This is a genomic window from Novosphingobium sp. ERN07 (genome assembly GCF_012641335.1).
In the GTDB taxonomy this organism is placed as follows: domain Bacteria; phylum Pseudomonadota; class Alphaproteobacteria; order Sphingomonadales; family Sphingomonadaceae; genus Novosphingobium.
Window position 1 is genome coordinate 1 of record NZ_JABAID010000037.1, and the last position, 17327, is coordinate 17327.

14 protein-coding genes and 3 pseudogenes are annotated in these 17327 nt (G+C 59.4%); 13 read left to right on the plus strand and 4 right to left on the minus strand.

Annotated features, from left to right (window positions below; all coding sequences use genetic code 11):
• The 4 genes and pseudogenes from HGI47_RS21425 to HGI47_RS21440 all read left to right on the plus strand — a co-directional run.
• Positions 1–737 (plus strand): transposase (locus tag HGI47_RS21425; RefSeq protein WP_168854794.1); only part of this gene is annotated, 737 nt, incomplete at its 5' end.
• A 75-nt stretch (positions 738–812) separates the two neighbouring features.
• Positions 813–998, plus strand: a pseudogene (locus HGI47_RS21430) (IS5/IS1182 family transposase); the annotation flags it as partial.
• A gap of 167 nt (positions 999–1165) precedes the next feature.
• Entirely contained in the window at positions 1166–1384 is a 219-nt protein-coding gene (locus HGI47_RS21435) for an IS110 family transposase (protein WP_168854795.1), read from the plus strand.
• A 17-nt stretch (positions 1385–1401) separates the two neighbouring features.
• On the plus strand, positions 1402–2103 hold the full coding sequence (locus tag HGI47_RS21440) for an IS110 family transposase (RefSeq protein WP_370521820.1): 702 nt from the start codon (positions 1402–1404) through the stop codon (positions 2101–2103).
• A gap of 289 nt (positions 2104–2392) precedes the next feature.
• Here HGI47_RS21440 and HGI47_RS21445 read toward each other — a convergent pair.
• Positions 2393–2536: pseudogene (locus HGI47_RS21445) on the minus strand (IS701 family transposase); the annotation flags it as partial.
• Positions 2537–2806: 270 nt separating this feature from the next.
• Positions 2807–2959 carry a hypothetical protein gene (locus tag HGI47_RS21450; protein WP_168854796.1) on the minus strand — a complete coding sequence of 51 codons (153 nt, stop codon included), beginning with the start codon at positions 2957–2959 and terminating at the stop codon, positions 2807–2809.
• Between the two features lie 268 nt (positions 2960–3227).
• Between HGI47_RS21450 and HGI47_RS21455 the strand changes: the two genes are divergently transcribed.
• Both HGI47_RS21455 and HGI47_RS21460 read left to right on the plus strand, forming a co-directional pair.
• Positions 3228–4577 carry an acetyl/propionyl/methylcrotonyl-CoA carboxylase subunit alpha gene (locus HGI47_RS21455; RefSeq protein WP_168854797.1) on the plus strand — a complete coding sequence of 450 codons (1350 nt, stop codon included), beginning with the start codon at positions 3228–3230 and terminating at the stop codon, positions 4575–4577.
• A complete protein-coding gene (locus HGI47_RS21460) occupies positions 4574–5692 on the plus strand; it encodes an epimerase (RefSeq protein WP_168854798.1) in 1119 nt (372 codons plus the stop codon). The genes HGI47_RS21455 and HGI47_RS21460 overlap by 4 nt, the downstream gene beginning before the upstream one ends.
• Positions 5693–5710: 18 nt before the next feature.
• Here the strand turns inward: HGI47_RS21460 and HGI47_RS21465 are convergent, their stop codons facing one another.
• Positions 5711–6625, minus strand: a complete 915-nt coding sequence (locus HGI47_RS21465; protein WP_168854799.1) for a LysR family transcriptional regulator — start codon at positions 6623–6625, stop codon at positions 5711–5713.
• Positions 6626–6661: 36 nt separating this feature from the next.
• On the opposite strand from HGI47_RS21465, the gene HGI47_RS23175 reads away from it, so the two are divergent.
• From HGI47_RS23175 to HGI47_RS21490, 5 genes are all read left to right on the plus strand, one after another.
• Entirely contained in the window at positions 6662–6955 is a 294-nt protein-coding gene (locus HGI47_RS23175; protein WP_206066353.1) for a biotin/lipoyl-binding carrier protein, read from the plus strand.
• Positions 6956–6983: 28 nt separating this feature from the next.
• Positions 6984–8528: an acyl-CoA carboxylase subunit beta gene (locus tag HGI47_RS21475; protein WP_168854800.1), complete on the plus strand. Its 1545-nt coding sequence runs from the start codon at positions 6984–6986 to the stop codon at positions 8526–8528.
• 13 nt (positions 8529–8541) lie between these two features.
• Positions 8542–10068 (plus strand): class I adenylate-forming enzyme family protein, encoded by a 1527-nt coding sequence (locus HGI47_RS21480; protein ID WP_168854801.1) that lies wholly within the window; start codon positions 8542–8544, stop codon positions 10066–10068.
• On the plus strand, positions 10065–11180 hold the full coding sequence (locus tag HGI47_RS21485; protein ID WP_168854802.1) for a hypothetical protein: 1116 nt from the start codon (positions 10065–10067) through the stop codon (positions 11178–11180). The genes HGI47_RS21480 and HGI47_RS21485 overlap by 4 nt, the downstream gene beginning before the upstream one ends.
• Positions 11181–11357: 177 nt before the next feature.
• Positions 11358–11879, plus strand: a complete 522-nt coding sequence (locus tag HGI47_RS21490) for a hypothetical protein (RefSeq protein ID WP_168854803.1) — start codon at positions 11358–11360, stop codon at positions 11877–11879.
• 394 nt (positions 11880–12273) lie between these two features.
• On the opposite strand, the pseudogene HGI47_RS21495 reads toward HGI47_RS21490, so the two are convergent.
• Positions 12274–13432 (minus strand): annotated as a pseudogene (locus tag HGI47_RS21495) (IS3 family transposase).
• Positions 13433–13644: 212 nt separating this feature from the next.
• Here HGI47_RS21495 and HGI47_RS21500 point away from each other — a divergent pair.
• Complete coding sequence (locus HGI47_RS21500) at positions 13645–15894, plus strand: TonB-dependent receptor (RefSeq protein WP_168854804.1); 2250 nt, start codon at positions 13645–13647, stop codon at positions 15892–15894.
• Between the two features lie 100 nt (positions 15895–15994).
• Complete coding sequence (locus HGI47_RS21505; protein WP_168854805.1) at positions 15995–17266, plus strand: MFS transporter; 1272 nt, start codon at positions 15995–15997, stop codon at positions 17264–17266.
• Positions 17267–17327: the final 61 nt, after the last annotated feature.

Genomic DNA, 17327 nt, shown 5'->3' on the forward strand with positions numbered 1-17327 from the left:
AAGCCTTCTTCGCTTACAGCACCAACTATCTCATTGATTTGGCCAACGCCGTGATTGTCGATGTTGAAGCTACCACGGCCATTCGCCCTGCCGAGGTGACGGCGCAGCGAACGATGATCGACCGAACACAGGAACGTTTTGGCATCTGGCCCCAGCGTCTGGCCGCCGATACTGGCTATGGCGATGCCGCCAATATAGCCTGGCTTGTCCATGAGCGCGGCATCGAACCGCACATCCCTATTTTCGATCACGCGAGGCGCCGGACCGGAAGTTTCCAACGCGACGAATTCCGTTACGATCAACAACATGATCTCTATGTATGTCCCGGCAGCAAAGAGCTGCTCCCGCGCCGCAGGAACTTTGCGGCGCTGCGGGGCGATGTCGATCAAGACGGATTTATCCGCTACCGCGCCAGCAAACATGACTGCGACGCCTGCGCTCTCAAGCCGCAATGCTGCCCCGGACAGCCCAACCGCATAGTGTCCCGGTCAATCCACGAGGGTGCACGGGATCTGGCAAGAGATCTGGCCAAAACCGACGCCTATGTTACATCCCGCCGCGAGCGGAAAAAAGTTGAGATGCTGTTTGCCCACCTCAAGCGCATTCTCAAGCTCGACCGCTTGCGCCTACGAGGGCCGAACGGGGCAAAGGACGAGTTCCTCCTTGCCGCCACCGCTCAAAACCTCCGCAAGCTGGCAAAGCTGATCCCGATGCCCGTCGCCCCGGCGCTCGAATAACCGGGGCAGGCCTTCCAGATCGTTGCCAAGCTGACACTACCCTCGATCCCAGCGGTGGGTTTTTCAACACTATCGGCCAACACCCGCCGATCTAAAATCCGCGCCCACGTCGAGCATGTTTTCGCTGGCCATAAGCATCGCATGGGGCTCGTCGTACGCACTATCGGCATCGCCAGGGCCACCATCAAGATCGGCATGGCCAACTTTGTCTACAACTTCCAGCACCTTGTCTGGCTCGAGGGGCGAACTGCGCCCCTATGACCCCGGTCTCAACCGAAAACGCCGACCAAATGGCCGTCACTTCGCCGCCAGCAAACCGCCCTACCGCCACCCCACCGAAATCAGACGGTTCTTCGAGCTGAGTTAATCACTGCTGTGCGCCGTCGATGTACGCCAGAATGTCGATCTAGAATGAAGGAGACTCGCTTATGAACCATTATACAGGACTGGATGTCTCGCTGGAGAAGACGGCGATATGCATCCTCAATGAAGATGGCATTGTCATCCGAGAACTGGTGGTTGCCAGCGATCCAGCGGCGATTGCGCAAGCACTTTATGAGGTCGCACCGTCCTTCCAGCGCGTGGGCCTCGAAGCCGGCGCCCTTGCGCCCTGGCGGCCTGGCTCCATGCAGGTCTTGCCGGTCTAGGCCTGCCGGCGATCTGCATTGAGGTGCGCCAGATGCGCGTGTTCGCCAAGGCATCGCCAGTCAAGACCGACAAGCGGGATGCGCACCTGATCGCTCAGGCAATGAGGACCGCTTTGTTCAAGGCTACCCACGTGAAGACCGACGCAAGCCAGCGATTGCAGCTTCTTCTGCGACATCGACAGTCGATGATGCGGCGAAACAGGGATTTGCTCAATACCATCCGCGGCACGCTCAAGGCATTCGGCTACCGTATTGGCGCCGGGAAATCGTCGCTGTTCGCACGTCGCGTGCGCGAAGAGCTCGATGATGCCGAACTCCTCGGGATGACCGAGCCTTTGCTCAAGGCATATGAACAAGGGCTGGTCATCCTGGCCGATCTCTACGCACAGTTGCTCTGCGCCGCACGCGCAGATGATATCTGCCGCCTCCTGATGAGTGTGCCAGGTGTCGGCGCCATGACAGCGCTCGCATTTCGGACCGGAGTCGACATTGCCTCGAGGTTCGAAAAATCCCAGCCCTTCGGCGCCATCTTCGGTCTCACACCACGAACATATGCGTCCGGTGAGGTCGAGCAGAGAGGACGGATTAAAAAATGTGGCGACGGCATGGTTCGCTGGCTGCTCTATGAAGCCGCCAACTCGGTCCTTACCCGCTGCAAAAGCCAGAATTGGCTCAGAGACTGGGCCCTCAATGTCGCGCGGCGGCGCGGGATGCGCTAGGCACGCGTCGCTCTCGCTCGTAGGCTCGCCGTTGTCATGCATCGCATGTGGATCAATCACACGCCGTTCTCTGCCCTGAGGCCAGCATGACCTGATCGGATACAACCTGCCGTGGAATACGGGATCGTGTGGAGGTGGATGACCGCGTTGGACGATTTGTGATCATCGATCACGGTTTCGAGCTTGCGGCACCTGACCTACCCTTCGCCTCTCTCAGCCAGCGGCCAACTAGGACCGCGCACAGAAGCATGAGGCCCGTTTACCCGTCACCGCACTTGATCGATTACAGAAGGCCGAGTTCTTCCTTGAGTTGCTGATGGGCCTGTTCGCAGATCCAGCGCGCCTTGATCGCGCCAGCGAGAGCCTTCATCGGGGTGTCTGCGGGCAGATTGGAGAGGTAACATTTCCGCTCGCCATTTGAGCGATTTCCGCCCGCACAACAGTTGTGGTTCGGGCATGTGGATGTATCTGAACCATCACGAAACCTCATCAACCAGAGCAGCAAAGCGCCATGCGTGATCCGCAATAACATAGCTTACCATGTCCCAATGATGTGTCGCAACCAGACAGCTAAAGTAGGCATGGCGGTGAACGCCCGCGCCAAGTCCGGCGTCGAGGCACGTAGCTTGGCAAAGTCGCGGGCACGATTTGCTGAGATGAGGCGGGCTCGCTCGGCCTGCGCGGTTTGTGCGACGGCGGTCGCTTATTTGGTTGCGATGCTGAGCGCTGGCTGGCCTTCGGTCTGCCAACCGAGTCGCGCAACCAGCGTCTCGGCGACAGCGCGAAAGTCCGACAGACCGTCTTGCCTAGTCACGTCTCGCTCGGCACTAGGCACTTCCTCGTACACCAGCGTCATGACCCATCCCTCTGTCTCGATCCGCCACGGACGAGAGCATCGTCGCTAGCGAAACTGAGGCGGACGTTGTCCGGTGTGGTTGGAATAAGCGACGATATCTCGGGAATGGCGTAGAATGTTGCGTCTAGTGGCCAAGTGCCGAAGCGTTGTGTGGGCACTTCTTCGGGCGGGTATGAACCATTTGTGCCAGCTTGGCATAGCTGTGTTTCAATGTGAACGGATTGTATAGAGGGTGGGTGCCTTCCAAACAGGGTCTTGGAGGCTGGCCATGTTCAGACGCGTACTTGTAGCAAACCGTGGGGAGATAGCCCGCCGTATTTTTCGCACCCTTCGGGCGCTTGGAATCGAGTCAGTCGCAATCCATTCATCGATCGAGGAGTTGGCAGCTCACGTTGCCGAAGCAGGAATGGCAATTGAGATTGCCGCTTCACATCCTTCTCGGGCGTATCTGCATTTACATGAAGTGATTGCCGCAGCAAAGGCAAGCGGAGCAGATGCCATTCATCCTGGCTATGGTTTCCTGTCGGAGAACGCGGACTTCGCTCAAGCTGTGACCGATGCAGGAATGGTCTGGATCGGCCCATCTGCGGCATCCATCCGCTTGCTGGGAGATAAGGCCGCCGCGCGCCGCGAGATGGCCCGACTTGGCTTTCCCGTCGCAAGGGGAGGGGAAGTGTCCACCGCTGCCGAAGCGGTCGCGCTGGGCCGAATCATTGGCATGCCACTTATGCTGAAGGCGGTCGCTGGTGGCGGTGGCATTGGCATGCAGGTCGTCACCGACATTTCACAGCTTGCTGCCGCGGCGGAGAAAGTAAGTGCTCATGCCGAAAGGTTTTTTGGCAGTTCCGCGTTGCTTGTCGAACGGTATCTCGGTCAGGCGCGGCACATTGAACTGCAGGTGGCGGGCTTCGCCGACGGCATTGTCCATGTGCTCGGTGACCGGGACTGCTCAGTACAACGACGGTTCCAGAAAGTTGTGGAGGAAGCACCCGCAGCGAACCTGTCAGATGCACTGCGGCAACGGATGCACCGGGCGGCCGAGAGTGCTCTTAGCTCGCTGGGATATCGAAATCTTGGCACTGTCGAATGTCTGGTCGATGGTGAGGATTTTGTTTTCCTCGAGGTCAATACCCGATTGCAGGTCGAGCATCCCATAACGGAAATGGTCACCGGCATAGATCTGGTCGAAACGCAGCTGCGCATTGCGGCGGGCGAGGATCCCGGTTTCAACCCGGCATCACTGGGGCAATCCGGTCATGCCATCGAACTGCGCATTTATGCCGAAGATCCGGTTCGGTTCCTCCCGGGTGGTGGCGAAATAACGACTTGGAAAGAACCTGTCGGCGACGGCATTCGGGTGGATGCCGGATACCGGCGTGGTGACGTCGTCACCACGCATTTCGATCCACTGATGGCCAAGCTCTGTGTCTGGGGGGCAGATCGCCCACAAGCGCTGTCCAGGGCTCGTGCTGCTGTGGCCGACTTTGAAATTTCCGGCCCGCGCCACAACCTGCCGTTTCTTGCACGGGTACTCAATGAGCCTTCGTTTGGCGATGGAGCATACGACACCGGCCTGGTCGGGAATATTCAGCGCCAAACTGCAACTGTCGGCGCATGAGCACACCCACAGCATTGCTCGTGGGCGGGGCGGGTGGAACCGGAGTTCTGATCGCACGCGGGCTGGAGCGCGCGGGCTACCGGGTCACCATTCTCCATCGGGGCGTCCACGAGCCATCGGAGATCGCGTGCTATGAGCACATCCATGCAGATCCGCACTTTGCAGAGCCAATGCGTCTGGCGCTTGCGAACCGCACCTTCGATCTTGTGGTCTTGATGTATGGGCGTGTCAGGGAATTGGCTGAAGTTTTCGCCGGGCGCTGCGGCCGGCTGCTGGCGGTTGGTGGGATACCGATTTATGCCGGTTTCCTCGAACCGCAATCAGTTTCGCCGGCCGGTATGCCACTAATGGCCTCGGAGAGTGCCCCTTTAGCGCCGATCGAAAGAATGAGAAACCCGGGCGCTGCGCGATTTGCAGACAAGCTGATCGAAGCCGAGCAGGCTGTGCTCGCCCAGCATTATGTTGGAAGCTACAGCGCGACTTTGCTGCGTTATCCTGCGGTCTACGGTCCACTCGCCTTGTCCGGTGCCGAGGCACCCGTGATCCGCCGCATCCGTCGGGGGCGGACGCAAATTCTTGTGCCGTTCGAGGGGTTGTTCACGATTACGCGATGTTCCACCTTCAACTGCGCGCATGCATTGCTCACTGCAGTAGATTGCGAAGCCGCTGCAGGTCGTGTTTTCAACTGTGCGGACGACGACCAGTACACAATTGGGCAGTGGGTTGAAATGATCTTGGACGAGCTGCAGAGCGATGCGGAGATTGTCGGCCTTCCTACTACCCTGACATGGGCGGCGGCCCATCTGGTGCCGCTCGGCGGCACTACGTCGCCGATAGCGATGGTTGACGCGCGCGAATCCCATCGACTGCTCGGATACAAGGACAGTGTGCCCGCTCGCGAAGCGCTGGCTCGTTCTGTTAGATGGCATCTTGAGAACGCTTCGTCTGAGCCGGACTGGGGGGATCAAATGGATTTCCACCTGGAGGATCAGGTTATTGACCGGTTGAAGGCCTTTGAAGCATCGCTGGAGGATATCAAGCGGTTTGCTCCGGCGGTCCATCCATATCCGCACCCGGTGAAACCGGGGTTGGGCGTCGATCACCGTGGCAGGTGATAAAACTACATGGCGATTTTATCGCACACTACTATCAAATTCCCAGGCGCGGGTTGAAAATTGTTCTTGCAGAAAAGACACGAATGACTTGACCTTTGCGCTGTCACGCATCTTGCGAGAGTAGAGCGCGTAAACGGACTGCTTTTCTTCAAGCACGCCGGGCAGCAGTTCGATCAGTCGTCCAGCAGCAAGGTCTGCTACCACGTGGTAATCCGCCAGCCGGACGATCCCGGCGCCGACCCGAGCTAGCGCTTGCAGCATGGAGCCATTGTTCGAGGCAATCGATGCGCCCTGACCAAGGCTCGTTGATATCTCCAACCCGCCCCGCGCCAGCCAAGAACGCCGACCTTCAAGCGAATAGCCAAGACATTCATGCTGTTCGAGATCCTCGACAGTCTGTGGGACGCCCCGTTCCGCCAAATAGATCGGTGATGCGCAAATCACCCACCGACTGGTCGCAATCTTTCGTGCTAGCAAGTCCGAATCCGGGGGTTGCCCGATCATGATCTGGAGATCGATCCGGTGTTCGGACATGTCGAGCGGCTCGTTGCCTAGTAAATACTCGATCCGCACCGCAGGGAAACGCTTGATGAAGTCGCCATGGACCCGCGCTAGCTGGTAAAGAGCAAAGGTGGGTGGTGCCTGAATTCGCAGATCACCTCGCACTTCGCCGCTCGTGCCGGTAACGCGCTCTTCGGCGTCGTCGAGTGCTTGGAGGATCGATTTGGCGCTTTCATACAGCGCTTCGCCATCGGTGGTCGGGCACATTGTACGCGAAGTGCGATTGAATAGCCGAGCGCCAAGTCGCATCTCGAGGCGCTTGATGGTCTTGCTCACGGCCGAAGGCGTCATCTGCAGGCTGCGGGCGGCGCGCGAATAGTCCCCGCGGTCGATAACCTCGACGAGTGTCGCGAGTTCGGAAAGTCGATCCATACCATCCCTGCCATGCGGCTTCTGTGCCTCAGGGGCATGGATAAGCGTCTCGAAAAGCGATTGCAAGCGACCTCTGGCGCGCCGATTGTGAGGCGGCAAACAGGTGAGGGTGTGGGCGTGGCAGTCGAAGTGAGGTCGGAAATCACCGGGAACGTTTGGAAGGTGATAGTCGCGAATGGCGTTGCGGTCGCGGTCGGCGATGTGATCGCCATTCTCGAATCGATGAAAATGGAAATTCCGGTCGAAGCAACGGTCTCGGGGATTTGTGAACTGAGAGTCGCAGAGGGCGATGCGATCCAAGAGGGCGATCTTGTCGCTGTGATTGCCTGACATGGTAGACGGATCCGATACTCCGCCGATGTCGCCCGCCGTGGCAGAGCTCTTGGCGCGGCGCGAAACTGCGCGCCGCGACATGGGTGGTGCCGCCAAGGTGGCTGCGATCCACAAGAGCGGCGGCCTCACCGCCCGCGACTGGATTGACCGGCTGGTCGATCTTGGGAGTTTTCGCGAAATCGGTACGTTCGTGCAGCCAATCCGGCATGAGCAGCGCAATGGAGCCTACAGCGACGGCAAGATCGGAGGTCACGCCGCTGTCGATGGTCGCCCGGTATCCGTCGGAGCCGACGACCTCACTGTGAAGGCAGGCACGGACGCGCATTCGAACAAGCGCCGATCCGACAAGATCTTCCGCCAGGCGATGGAGCGCGGCAATCCGATTGTCTACTTCGGGCAGGCCGCCGGGAGCCGGATTCCCGACATTCTCGGGTCGGAAACGATGTCCCGAGGGAGCGGCTTGGGCGCTTGGCTGCATCGGCGTAGGCAGATTCCGGCAGTGATGGCGATAGTCGGGCGGTCCTACGGCGAGTCCTCTTTCAATTCCGCGCTGAGCGATTTCGTAGTACAGTTGCGGGGAGCGACCTTGGCGGTAACATCGACGCGGGTGATCGAAATGGCCACTGCCGAGCGGATTACCGAGGAAGAGCTCGGCGGCGTGGATATTCACAACGATCGCACCGGCCAGATCGACCTTGCTGTGGATACGCCTGATCAAATGATTGAGGCTGTCCAGTCTTTCCTCTCCTATCTGCCAACCAATTCACGCGAATTACCTCCTCGCCGGGAGGCTCAAATGCCGGTGCCGGTCCCGGACCTGCGGACTCTGGTGCCAGCGGAGCGGCGGCGGGGATACGACATGCGCAAGGTGCTGCGCGCCATTGTCGATGACGGGGATTATCTCGAGCTGAAGCCACGCTTCGGCCGCTCGGCGCTGACGGTCCTCGCCCGCATCAATGGTCGCCCGGTGGGCATCGTCGCAAGCCAGCCGATGTTTCAGGGCGGAGCGATGACGCCCGAGGCTTGCGACAAGATCACGCGCTTCGTCTGCACGGCCGACAGCTTCAACGTGCCCTTGGTGTTCTTGGCCGACACGCCGGGCTTTCTGGTAGGCACACAGGTCGAACAGAACAAGTTGCTGCACAAGGCGGTTCTGCTCAATCAGGCGCTATTCAACGTAAAGGTGCCGCGCCTGACCTTCGTTCTGCGCAAGGCGTATGGTCTTGCATACTTCGCCATGTCCGGAGGCTCCGAGAATTCGGCCCTGCTCTGTGGCTGGCCCACCGCCGAGATCAGCTTCATGGACCCCGAAGTCGCGGCAAACGTCGTCTACGGTCCCGAACTCGCCGCGCTTGAGGACGAGGCCAGAACGACGCGTGCTGCCGAGCTCGCGGCGGAACTCAAGCGCGGGACGAGCGCTTATGAGGCTGCGGCAGTAATGGGACTCGACGAGATCATCGACCCTGCCGAAACCCCGGTGGTCATCGCCGAATGGCTTGAGCGCCTCATGGCAAATTATGATCCGATCAACCGTCCAAGGGTGCTGTCCACCTGGCCGACCTGCTTCTGAAGGCACGGACGCGATGCTCACCTCTCAGGAACAGCTCCACATTATCGCCCAGTACGAGAAGCTGGCGCGACAACAACCGTTCAAGACAGCAGTCATAGACGACAGCGGGGAACTCACATACCCGCAACTTGTCGAAGCGATACACGCAGTCGCGGCAGCATTGGCCGAGCAGGGGGTGGTGCCGGGCGATCGAGTATCGACGGCCATGGCGCCTTCTGCTGCCCACCTTGTCCTGATCCTCGGGGTGATGGCAGCCGGGGCCGTTCCGGCGCCATTGAACATCCGGCTTACTGCGGCCGAATTCGCTCCGTTCCTCGCGCCGATCAAACCCGTTCTGATCGTCGCCGACGCGACCTACCGGCCGGTTGTGGCCAATCTCGGATTCCCGATCGCCGTCCTTGGCGATGCCGAGTCCCCCGGGTCGATGCGCGATCGCATGTATCCCCTTTGGTCAGAACAGGCCCCGCCGACCGAGCGGCGGGAATCCGATTTTGCATTGATCATTCCCACCGGTGGGACGACCGGCATTCCGAAAGGCGCAGTTTCTAGTCACCGCGGGCTTTATCTCTGGATGGCTTCATGTACCCTCAATGGCAGCAGGGTGCGGGATGACGTGGAGTTGTTCTTCTCGCCATTCTTTCACATCTCGATCGCGACGGGTTGGATGGCGACGTTATTCGCGGGCGCCACGGTCAGGATTCTTCGCGCTTATTCGGTCGAGCAATCACTTGAGGCGATCGACCGTGGTGCTACGTTCCTGATGGGCGCGCCGACAATGTTCGAGGGTCTTTCCCGGCATTCCGACTTCGCCAGGATCAACCGCAGCAGTGTGCGTTCGATCGGAATTGGCGCCATGGCGGCGACGCGGGACTTTCTTGACGGACTGGTTCACGACTATCCCCAGGCGAGGGTGCGCCACGGGTACGGCGCAACGGAATTTGGGCCTGTGACCAGCATCCTCCACCAAGACTTCCAAGCTGGGCGGCTCGCGGGCGTCGGTTTTGCCCTTCCGGGATGCCGCATCCGTATCGAAGACGACGACGGCAACGAACTGCCAGTCGGAGCAATCGGCGAGATTGTCGTTTCCTGTCCGTGGCAGGTCCTCGGCTACTGGGGACGCGAGGACGAGACCGCCGCGACCTTCACCCCAACGGGAGTCCGGCTGGGTGACCTCGGTCACGCGGATTCAGACGGCTGGTTGCACGTCGCCGGACGCAAGAAGGAAATGATCATCAGCGGGGGCGAGAACGTATTCCCCAACGAGGTCGAAGCAGCACTCAGCCGGCATCCGGATGTGCAGATGATAACGGTCTATGGCGCCCGCGATTCCTACTGGGGAGAACGAGTCGAAGCAGCGGTGGTGCCGCGCGAGGGATGTAATTTCGATCCAGACTCGCTGATCTCTTTCGGTCGCAAAGTGCTTGGAGGATACAAGTTGCCGAAGCGAGTCAGGATAATGTCGGAGATTCCGCTGACCAGCAATGCCAAGCCCGACCGCCGCCGACTGCAGGCCGAGGCTGAGGGGGCAGAGGCGGCGTGAACCCGCTGACGGATGCCGAGTTCGCCGACCTCCAGTCAATCGTTGGGGCGCGCCGTCGGGTGTGGCCAGCGGTGCTTCGCGCCGAGCCGCACGCGGTAGCCCGCTTTGCGCTTGGCGTGGGGGACGATAACCCGCTGTGGTGCGATCCGTGGGAAATTTCGGCGGTACCGCCCCCATTTCTTTACGCTGGTGTCAATTTCGGCAGCTACCCTCAAACTGGCCTGCCAAGTGGCACGAGACGACCTACCATCACACTCTGGATGCGCGACAAGTGGGACTGGCATCGACCTGTCCTGCCAGGGGAATGGTTTTCTGCCAGCTCCGAAATTGCCTTGGTTGAAGAGCGCATCCGAGAAGGGCGACGGCAGGGCGCGATCGTTACCGAAGTCATCAGTTTCGTCGATAGTGTCGGCGAACCGCTTGCACTGTTGGAGCGTTCGACGATCACAATGCCGCGGTTAGCGGATGGCGTTGCAGCTTCGCCGGTCCCGCAACCTCCTGGGAAGCAGGATCTTGCTAGGCTCGCCAGGTCCTATGCGAACGAAGCTTCTTTCCGCCGGGGCGGCGAACCTCGCTGGTGGGACGACCTCGCGATGGATGATGAGCTCGCGCCCATTGCAAAGGGGCCGCTGACCGTGACCAGTCTAGTCGGATTTGCGATGGGGTGGGGGGCACCTCTCTGTCCAACCAATCGTGCGCTGGCGAACTGGGTCCAGGCCAACCCCGACGCCACAGTGCGCAACCTGAGGACGGGCTGGCCAGAGGGCCCCGAAGGCATCCACTGGGATCCCGACGTATATGGGGCCTTCGGCTACGATTTAGGGTTCGACTTTGGCCCGCAACGCATCTCTTGGGCGGCGCATCTGATTACCGACTGGTGTGGTGACAATGGCCGGCTGACCGCGCTCGATTCCCGCTTGCTCAAACCGAATTTTCTAGGCGACATCACTTGGTTTGGCGGCAACATCGTTGCGTTGCACCCTGTCTCGGATAGAGAGGGGGAGGCGATTGTCGCGATTGAGGGAGTCAACCACCGCGGCGAGACAACCACTGCGGCAACGGCGCGGGTGCGCCTTCCGCGTCGCCCGATTTCCGCACACTCAGCATTGTAGGATTGGCTCCATGACCCCCGTCGAGGCAAACGCGCCTTCGACAGAAGACCTCAAGTTGGAGCTGATCTATGCCATCACGGTGATGACGATCAACCGCCTAGCTCTGCAATTACAGATCCTGACCCTAGTCGCAGCATGTGATGTTGTAAATTTGACCTCATCACGGCGGAGGGAGTTTTGGGTCGGGTTCTCCACGGCAGCGCCAAGACCACGCACGTCCTTCGAGGCGAGCTTCAGCGATCGCAAGCTTCGGTCGCACACCTCGCGAAGCGATACGGGATCAACGAGAAGACCGTCTTGACTTGGCGCAAGCGGCAGTCGGTCGAAGACTTGCCGATGGGACCAAAGGAGCGCCGCAGCACTGTCCTCTCGCTCATGGAAGAAGCCGCCATCGTGGCGCTGCGCGAACAGGCGCGGCTTCCGTTGGACGATGTCTATATCGCGTTGAAGGATGTCATCCCACATCTGATGCATTCGTCGCTGCATCGCTGCCTGCAGCGGCATGTTCGCGACTGGTTGATAGCTTACAACTTGGCTAAGCAGCTTAAGGCTCTCTGGTTCAAAACCCAATATGAGGCCATCGAGGAACTCTGGAAATCAAAGCCAGACATCTTTATCGTCAAGCCACACCATCACATGCTGGGACTAAACAACAAAAGCGCGTCGATGAGTCCCCCTCTATGGATGGCCCGCGCCTAATCCCTCCCGTTGTCGTCTCGAGACAGCGGGAGGGATTTAGGAAGGCACGACGGTCATGGGCGTGTCCGTTCTTTAAAGGATCTGGGCAAGAACAGCAGCGTGGTTGGTCTAGATTCAAGCGGAAAGGCCGTTGTCCGCCGAAGCCGTGCCCAAGGCGATGCAGATCACGCAGACATGGCCACGAATTCTCCAAGCGCGGTTGCCCTTTCCAAGGAGACGCTGTGGACATCGCTCGACAAAGGCTACAGCTTGAGCCTGGAGTACAGCTGTAGGCCGCTGCGACTGCAATGGTCGAATCTCGATTTCACCGAATGACCCACTGCATTTGGCGAGAACCGGGCGCCGGACTGGACCCTGAGGAGGTCCCGCCTTCTTGGACAGTTTGGCGGCTGAGTTAAGCTAATACCGGTTGTCGTTCATGCCTCCCATGATCTGATTGCCCGATCCGCTGATAGGCCTCGACCGGGGTTCTCCCGGCCAAGCCCGAGTGCGGACGCTGGGTTTTGCAACAGGTAATCCACTGGCCAAGGCCAGCCAGCAGCTCCGAGCCGGTCTCGAAGGCGTGGAAATAGACGCACTCGTACTTCAGAGATCGCCAGAGGCGTTCGATCAAGACATTGTCCATCCACCGGCCACGGCCATCCATGCTGATGCGGACCTCGGCGTCGCGCAGCACGCTGGTGAAGGCGTAGCTGGTGAACTGGCTGCCCTTGTCCCTGTTGAAGATTTCCGGCTTGCCGAACCGGGTCAGCGCCTCCTCCAGCGCCGCAACACAGAACCCGGCATCCATCGTGTTCGACAGCCGCCAGGCCAGCACCTTGCGGGTCGCCCAGTCCATGATCGCCACCAGCTAGAGGAAGCCCCGGCGCATGGGGATGTATGTCACGTCGGCGCACCAGACGTGGTTGGGCCGCTCGATCGCCAGCTTGCGCAGCAGATAGGGATAGACCCGGTGCTGCGGGTGCAGATCGCTCGTGCGTGGCGTTGGTAGATCGGCGTCAGGCCCATCTTCGCCATCAGGCGTCGCGCCCGACGGCGACCGACCTCTTGTCCCGCACGCCGCAGGTGCCGCGCCATCTGGCGGCTGCCATACCATGGGCACTCAATGAAAGGCTCGTCGATTACCGTCATCAGCGCCAGCGTCTCGTCCGTTTCCGGCACCGGCGTGTAGTAATAGGACGAGCGGCTGATCCGCAGCAGGCGGCATTGCGCCGAGATCGACAGGCAGTGGTGAGCCGCTTCGACCATCGCCCGCCTCCGATCCACGCTCATCGACCGAAGGCTTTCGCTAAAAAATCCCGCTCCACGACCAGTTGCTCGATCTTGGCGTGCAGCTTTTCGACCTCGCTCTCGCTGACGGCCTTGGTCACATCGCCAGTCCCGGAGAACGTGCCTGCCATCCCGTCGATGGCCTGTCGCTTCCAGGACGCGATCATCGTGTGGTGCACGCCATGCTTGGCGGCCAGCTTCGGCAGCGTCAGATCGCCCCGGATCGCCTCCAGTGCCACCTTGGCCTTAAAATCGGCGCTGTAGCGCTTCCTCGTCGTCTTCATTCCCGTACCAATCCATCAGATCGGGAGTAGCTTAGCGCCCTGTCCAGAAAACTGGCACCACCTCACCCGGACCTTAATGCTCAGCGGTGGTCCGGCCGATCTGTGCCTAGCTGGCTAAGGTGAGCCGAACCGATGGCCAATTGCCATCGCTACAGGAATCGACGAACCCGGGAGAATAGTTACTGCACGAAGCAAAAAATATGGGAGGATCTATGGAGAAGGGGCATCTCAACCGCAGCGCTGCTGCTTTGGCACTTTTCATCGGCATGTGTGCCAGTACAGATGTGGCGCTTGCTCAGGACACCACAAGCGAATCTGATACCGGGTACGGTGACATTGTCGTTACAGCGCAGCGTAAATCCGAACGTCTCTTGCAAGCACCGCTTTCTGTCGCCGTGGCTGATGCGGCGCGTATCAGGGATTCTGGTGCCGTATCCACACGCAACCTTGGCGAAATCGCCTCGGGTTTGACGAGTACGACCAACGGCCTTGCTTTCCAGCCCGCCATCCGCGCGATTACCACCACTGGAACCAGCGCGGGTGATGAGTCCAACGTCGCTCTGTACGTCGATGGCGTCTACATGGCGGCGCAAACGAACAATTTCTTCAATCTAAAGAACGTCGAGCGGATCGAAGTTCTCAAGGGGCCGCAAGGCACTTTGTTCGGTCGAAATGCGACGGGCGGCGCGATCCGGATCATCACGAAGGATCCATCGCTAACTGAGCCCCAGTTCAGCCTCGATGCGAACTATGGTACGAAATTGCACAGCGTCGATATCAATGGCTACGCCACTGCACCTATCGGGGACAAGGTCGCCGTCGGTGTGACCGGAAGCTACTATGATGATGACGGCTACGTTCGCAGCATCATTCCGGGCTGGAACCGGGGCAAGTTCGCCACCACCCAGAGCTATCAGGTCCGAGGGAAGCTGCTCCTCCAGGCTAGCGAACGCGTCAAGGTTGTTATCGAAGGCAACATCGGACGAAACGAAAGCGATACCCAGTTTGTGCTGGTGCCGAAGGATCGACTCTCCACCCAGAAGAACAACCCAGTGGCGCTACTTCCTGCAAAACCCTACGAAGCGTCCCTCAATCTCTTCCCGATACTGATCAGCAAGGGACACGGCGCCTCTATCACCGGCATTTACGAAGGTGACTCTGTCACCGTTACGTCCATCAGCGCATACAACCGGGTGCGGTCGGACGGCGTGCTTGATGGCGACAGGACCAATCTTGCCGGCAGTGTCGCCGCTGTGGCGAGCTACTTCAAATGGTATACTCAGGAACTCACCGTCGCGACTACCTCAGATGGACCGCTGAACGTTATCGGGGGAGTCTATTACTTCAAAGCAAATAGTAGCCTACCCTACTCGGACGCCTATCTCGGGCCGACGCTTGACGCGACAGGTTTTGTTACCGCTTATGGGACACTCGTCAGTTCGACAGCTGGCTTTGTCAACACCGATTCACTTTCAGGGTTCGGCGAGGTAACATTAAAACCGAGCGAAAAGCTTTCGTTTATTGGTGGCGTGCGCGGTACGACTGAGAAGAAGGAACTGCGAACCGAGCTTATCGTTCCCGTAGGCCCATCGCTGAAGGATTCGCACCGATGGTCGAATTTCAATTACCGGATCACGGCGCAATACAAGTTCAGTGATAGCACCAACGTCTACCTGACACGATCAACCGGGTTCAAAGCCGGCCAATACAACGCTACTTCACGCGCCTTCGTCCAGCGCGTCGATCCGGAAAAGATCGGCGCTTGGGAACTGGGTCTGAAGTCGCAGATGACCCCGGACATTAGCATGACGCTGGCCGGGTACCATTATAAGTATTCGAACATCCAAGTGCAGAGTAATAACTTCATAAACGGTGCCAACAACATCATCCTGGCCAATGCGGCCAACGCTACCGTGACAGGCGTCGACGGCGATATATCTGCTCGTATTGCGCCCGGCCTCACCGTTCAGATTGGCGCATCTTGGCTGCCGAAGGCTGACTACGATGTCTACCGAGACGCCCTTGATTCCGTGCCCAAAGGATATCCGGGGTCACTCGACCCCAGTCTCTGCCCTTCTTCGCCATTGTGCGGGGCCGGCAACGACCAGATCATCCGTGACCTGAGGGACAGCCGAATGATTCGAGCGCCAAAATTCAGCGGCAACATCGGGGTCGCCTATTCGACCAATCTCGCCGGTGGCGAACTGAAAGCAAACGCCAATTTGTTCTTCACGTCCAAATTCTTCTGGGTTGCCGGCGCGCACATCTCCGAAGATGGCTACTCCTTGGTGAATGGCAAACTCGCTTGGACTGAACCCAGCGGACACTATACACTCTCGTTGTGGGGTCGAAACCTGACCAACAAGGTGTACGATATTTACGTGAGCCCCAACGCCGCTGGTGTTGCCCGTGCGTTTGCGCAACCCCGAGAGATCGGGGTTGGGGTCGGCGTCAATTTCTGAACAAGGCCTCGGCACCCCCGGCGCATCGCCAGCGCTGGGGGTTGCAGCCCGGGAGGGATCGGGTTTCCGCCGCGCACTCACCCTTCCAATCCTGACTCTAATGTATGCACTCGCCTATCTCGACCGCCAGGTACTGACGCTACTCGTTGACCCGATCCGGGCGGACTTCGGTATCAGCGACTTCGAGGTCAGCCTAGTGCAAGGCGGCGCTTTCGTCCTCTTCTTCGTGATTTGCGCCATTCCGATCGGTTGGGCGGTCGACCGCTTTTCGCGGTGCAAGATCATCTTCGCCGGTGTTTTCATCTGGTCCTTGGCCAGCGCATTTGGTGGCTTGGCGAGTAGCTATTGGCAATTGCTTATTTCCCGCTTTGGTGTGGGCGCGGGCGAGGCTGCACTGGCTCCCGCGGCATACTCGCTTATGGGCGATCTCGTTCCACGCCACCGGCTGGGCTTTGCAATGGCGGTGTTCTCGATCGGAGCCGTGATAGGGGGCGCAATTTCGCTGGCACTTGGGGGCTATGCGATCCACCTCGCGATCGCTACCGGTGACGTGGTTCTGCCGGTAATCGGCGTGGTCCGGCCTTGGCAACTGGTTCTTCTTGTGGTCGGTCTGGTCGGTTTGCCGCTGTCAATGCTTGCATTGCTGCTACCCGAACCTGTTCGCGTCATCGAGGAAGGTCAGACATTACCGAATTGGGTGACCGTCAGGCGTCAGATTTGGCAGTTCCGCAGGTTCTACGGATGCCATATTCTCGGCTTCAGTATGTTAAATCTCATCGGAGCGAGCTTCGTCGCCTGGGCACCTACCGTTCTCATCCGAACCTGGCAGATGCCAGTTGCAGAGGTAGGTGCTACGCTTGCCGCAATCACGGTGACCACTGGCCTCGCTGGGATGTTGTTCAGCGGTTATTTCGCCGACCGGATGTTTCGCAATGGCCGGACTGATGCCCACTTTCGTTACTACGTCGCGACCGTTCCATTGCTCGTCTTTGCCGGAGCAGCCGTGGGCTTCGCGCCCAGCCTGTGGATCACCCTGACAGGGATGGTGGTCTGTCAGTTCGTGATTGCATTTATCGCGGTCGCTGCTGCTGGTCTGCAGATCGCCACGCCGCCGCTGCTGAGGGGGCGGATTTCATCGATATTTCTATTTATATACAACGCTGTAGGCTATGCGGTCGGCCCAAGTCTCGTTGCTATGGTGGCCACCAGTGCTGGTGGCGACATCACTCAAGGCCTGGGACTCGTAATGATGACTATCGCACCCATCGTGGCATTGGTCTTCGCATTCGGCTTGTCGGCCATGCGCGAGGCTGTCGCCGCGCAAACGGATTTTGCTCATGAGACCTGTGCGCGGGTAGGCGTAGGGCACTGATTTTGAGCGTTATGGAGAGTGGTTGGGCCAATGCGCAGTGTATTGGCCGCCATCTTGCTCG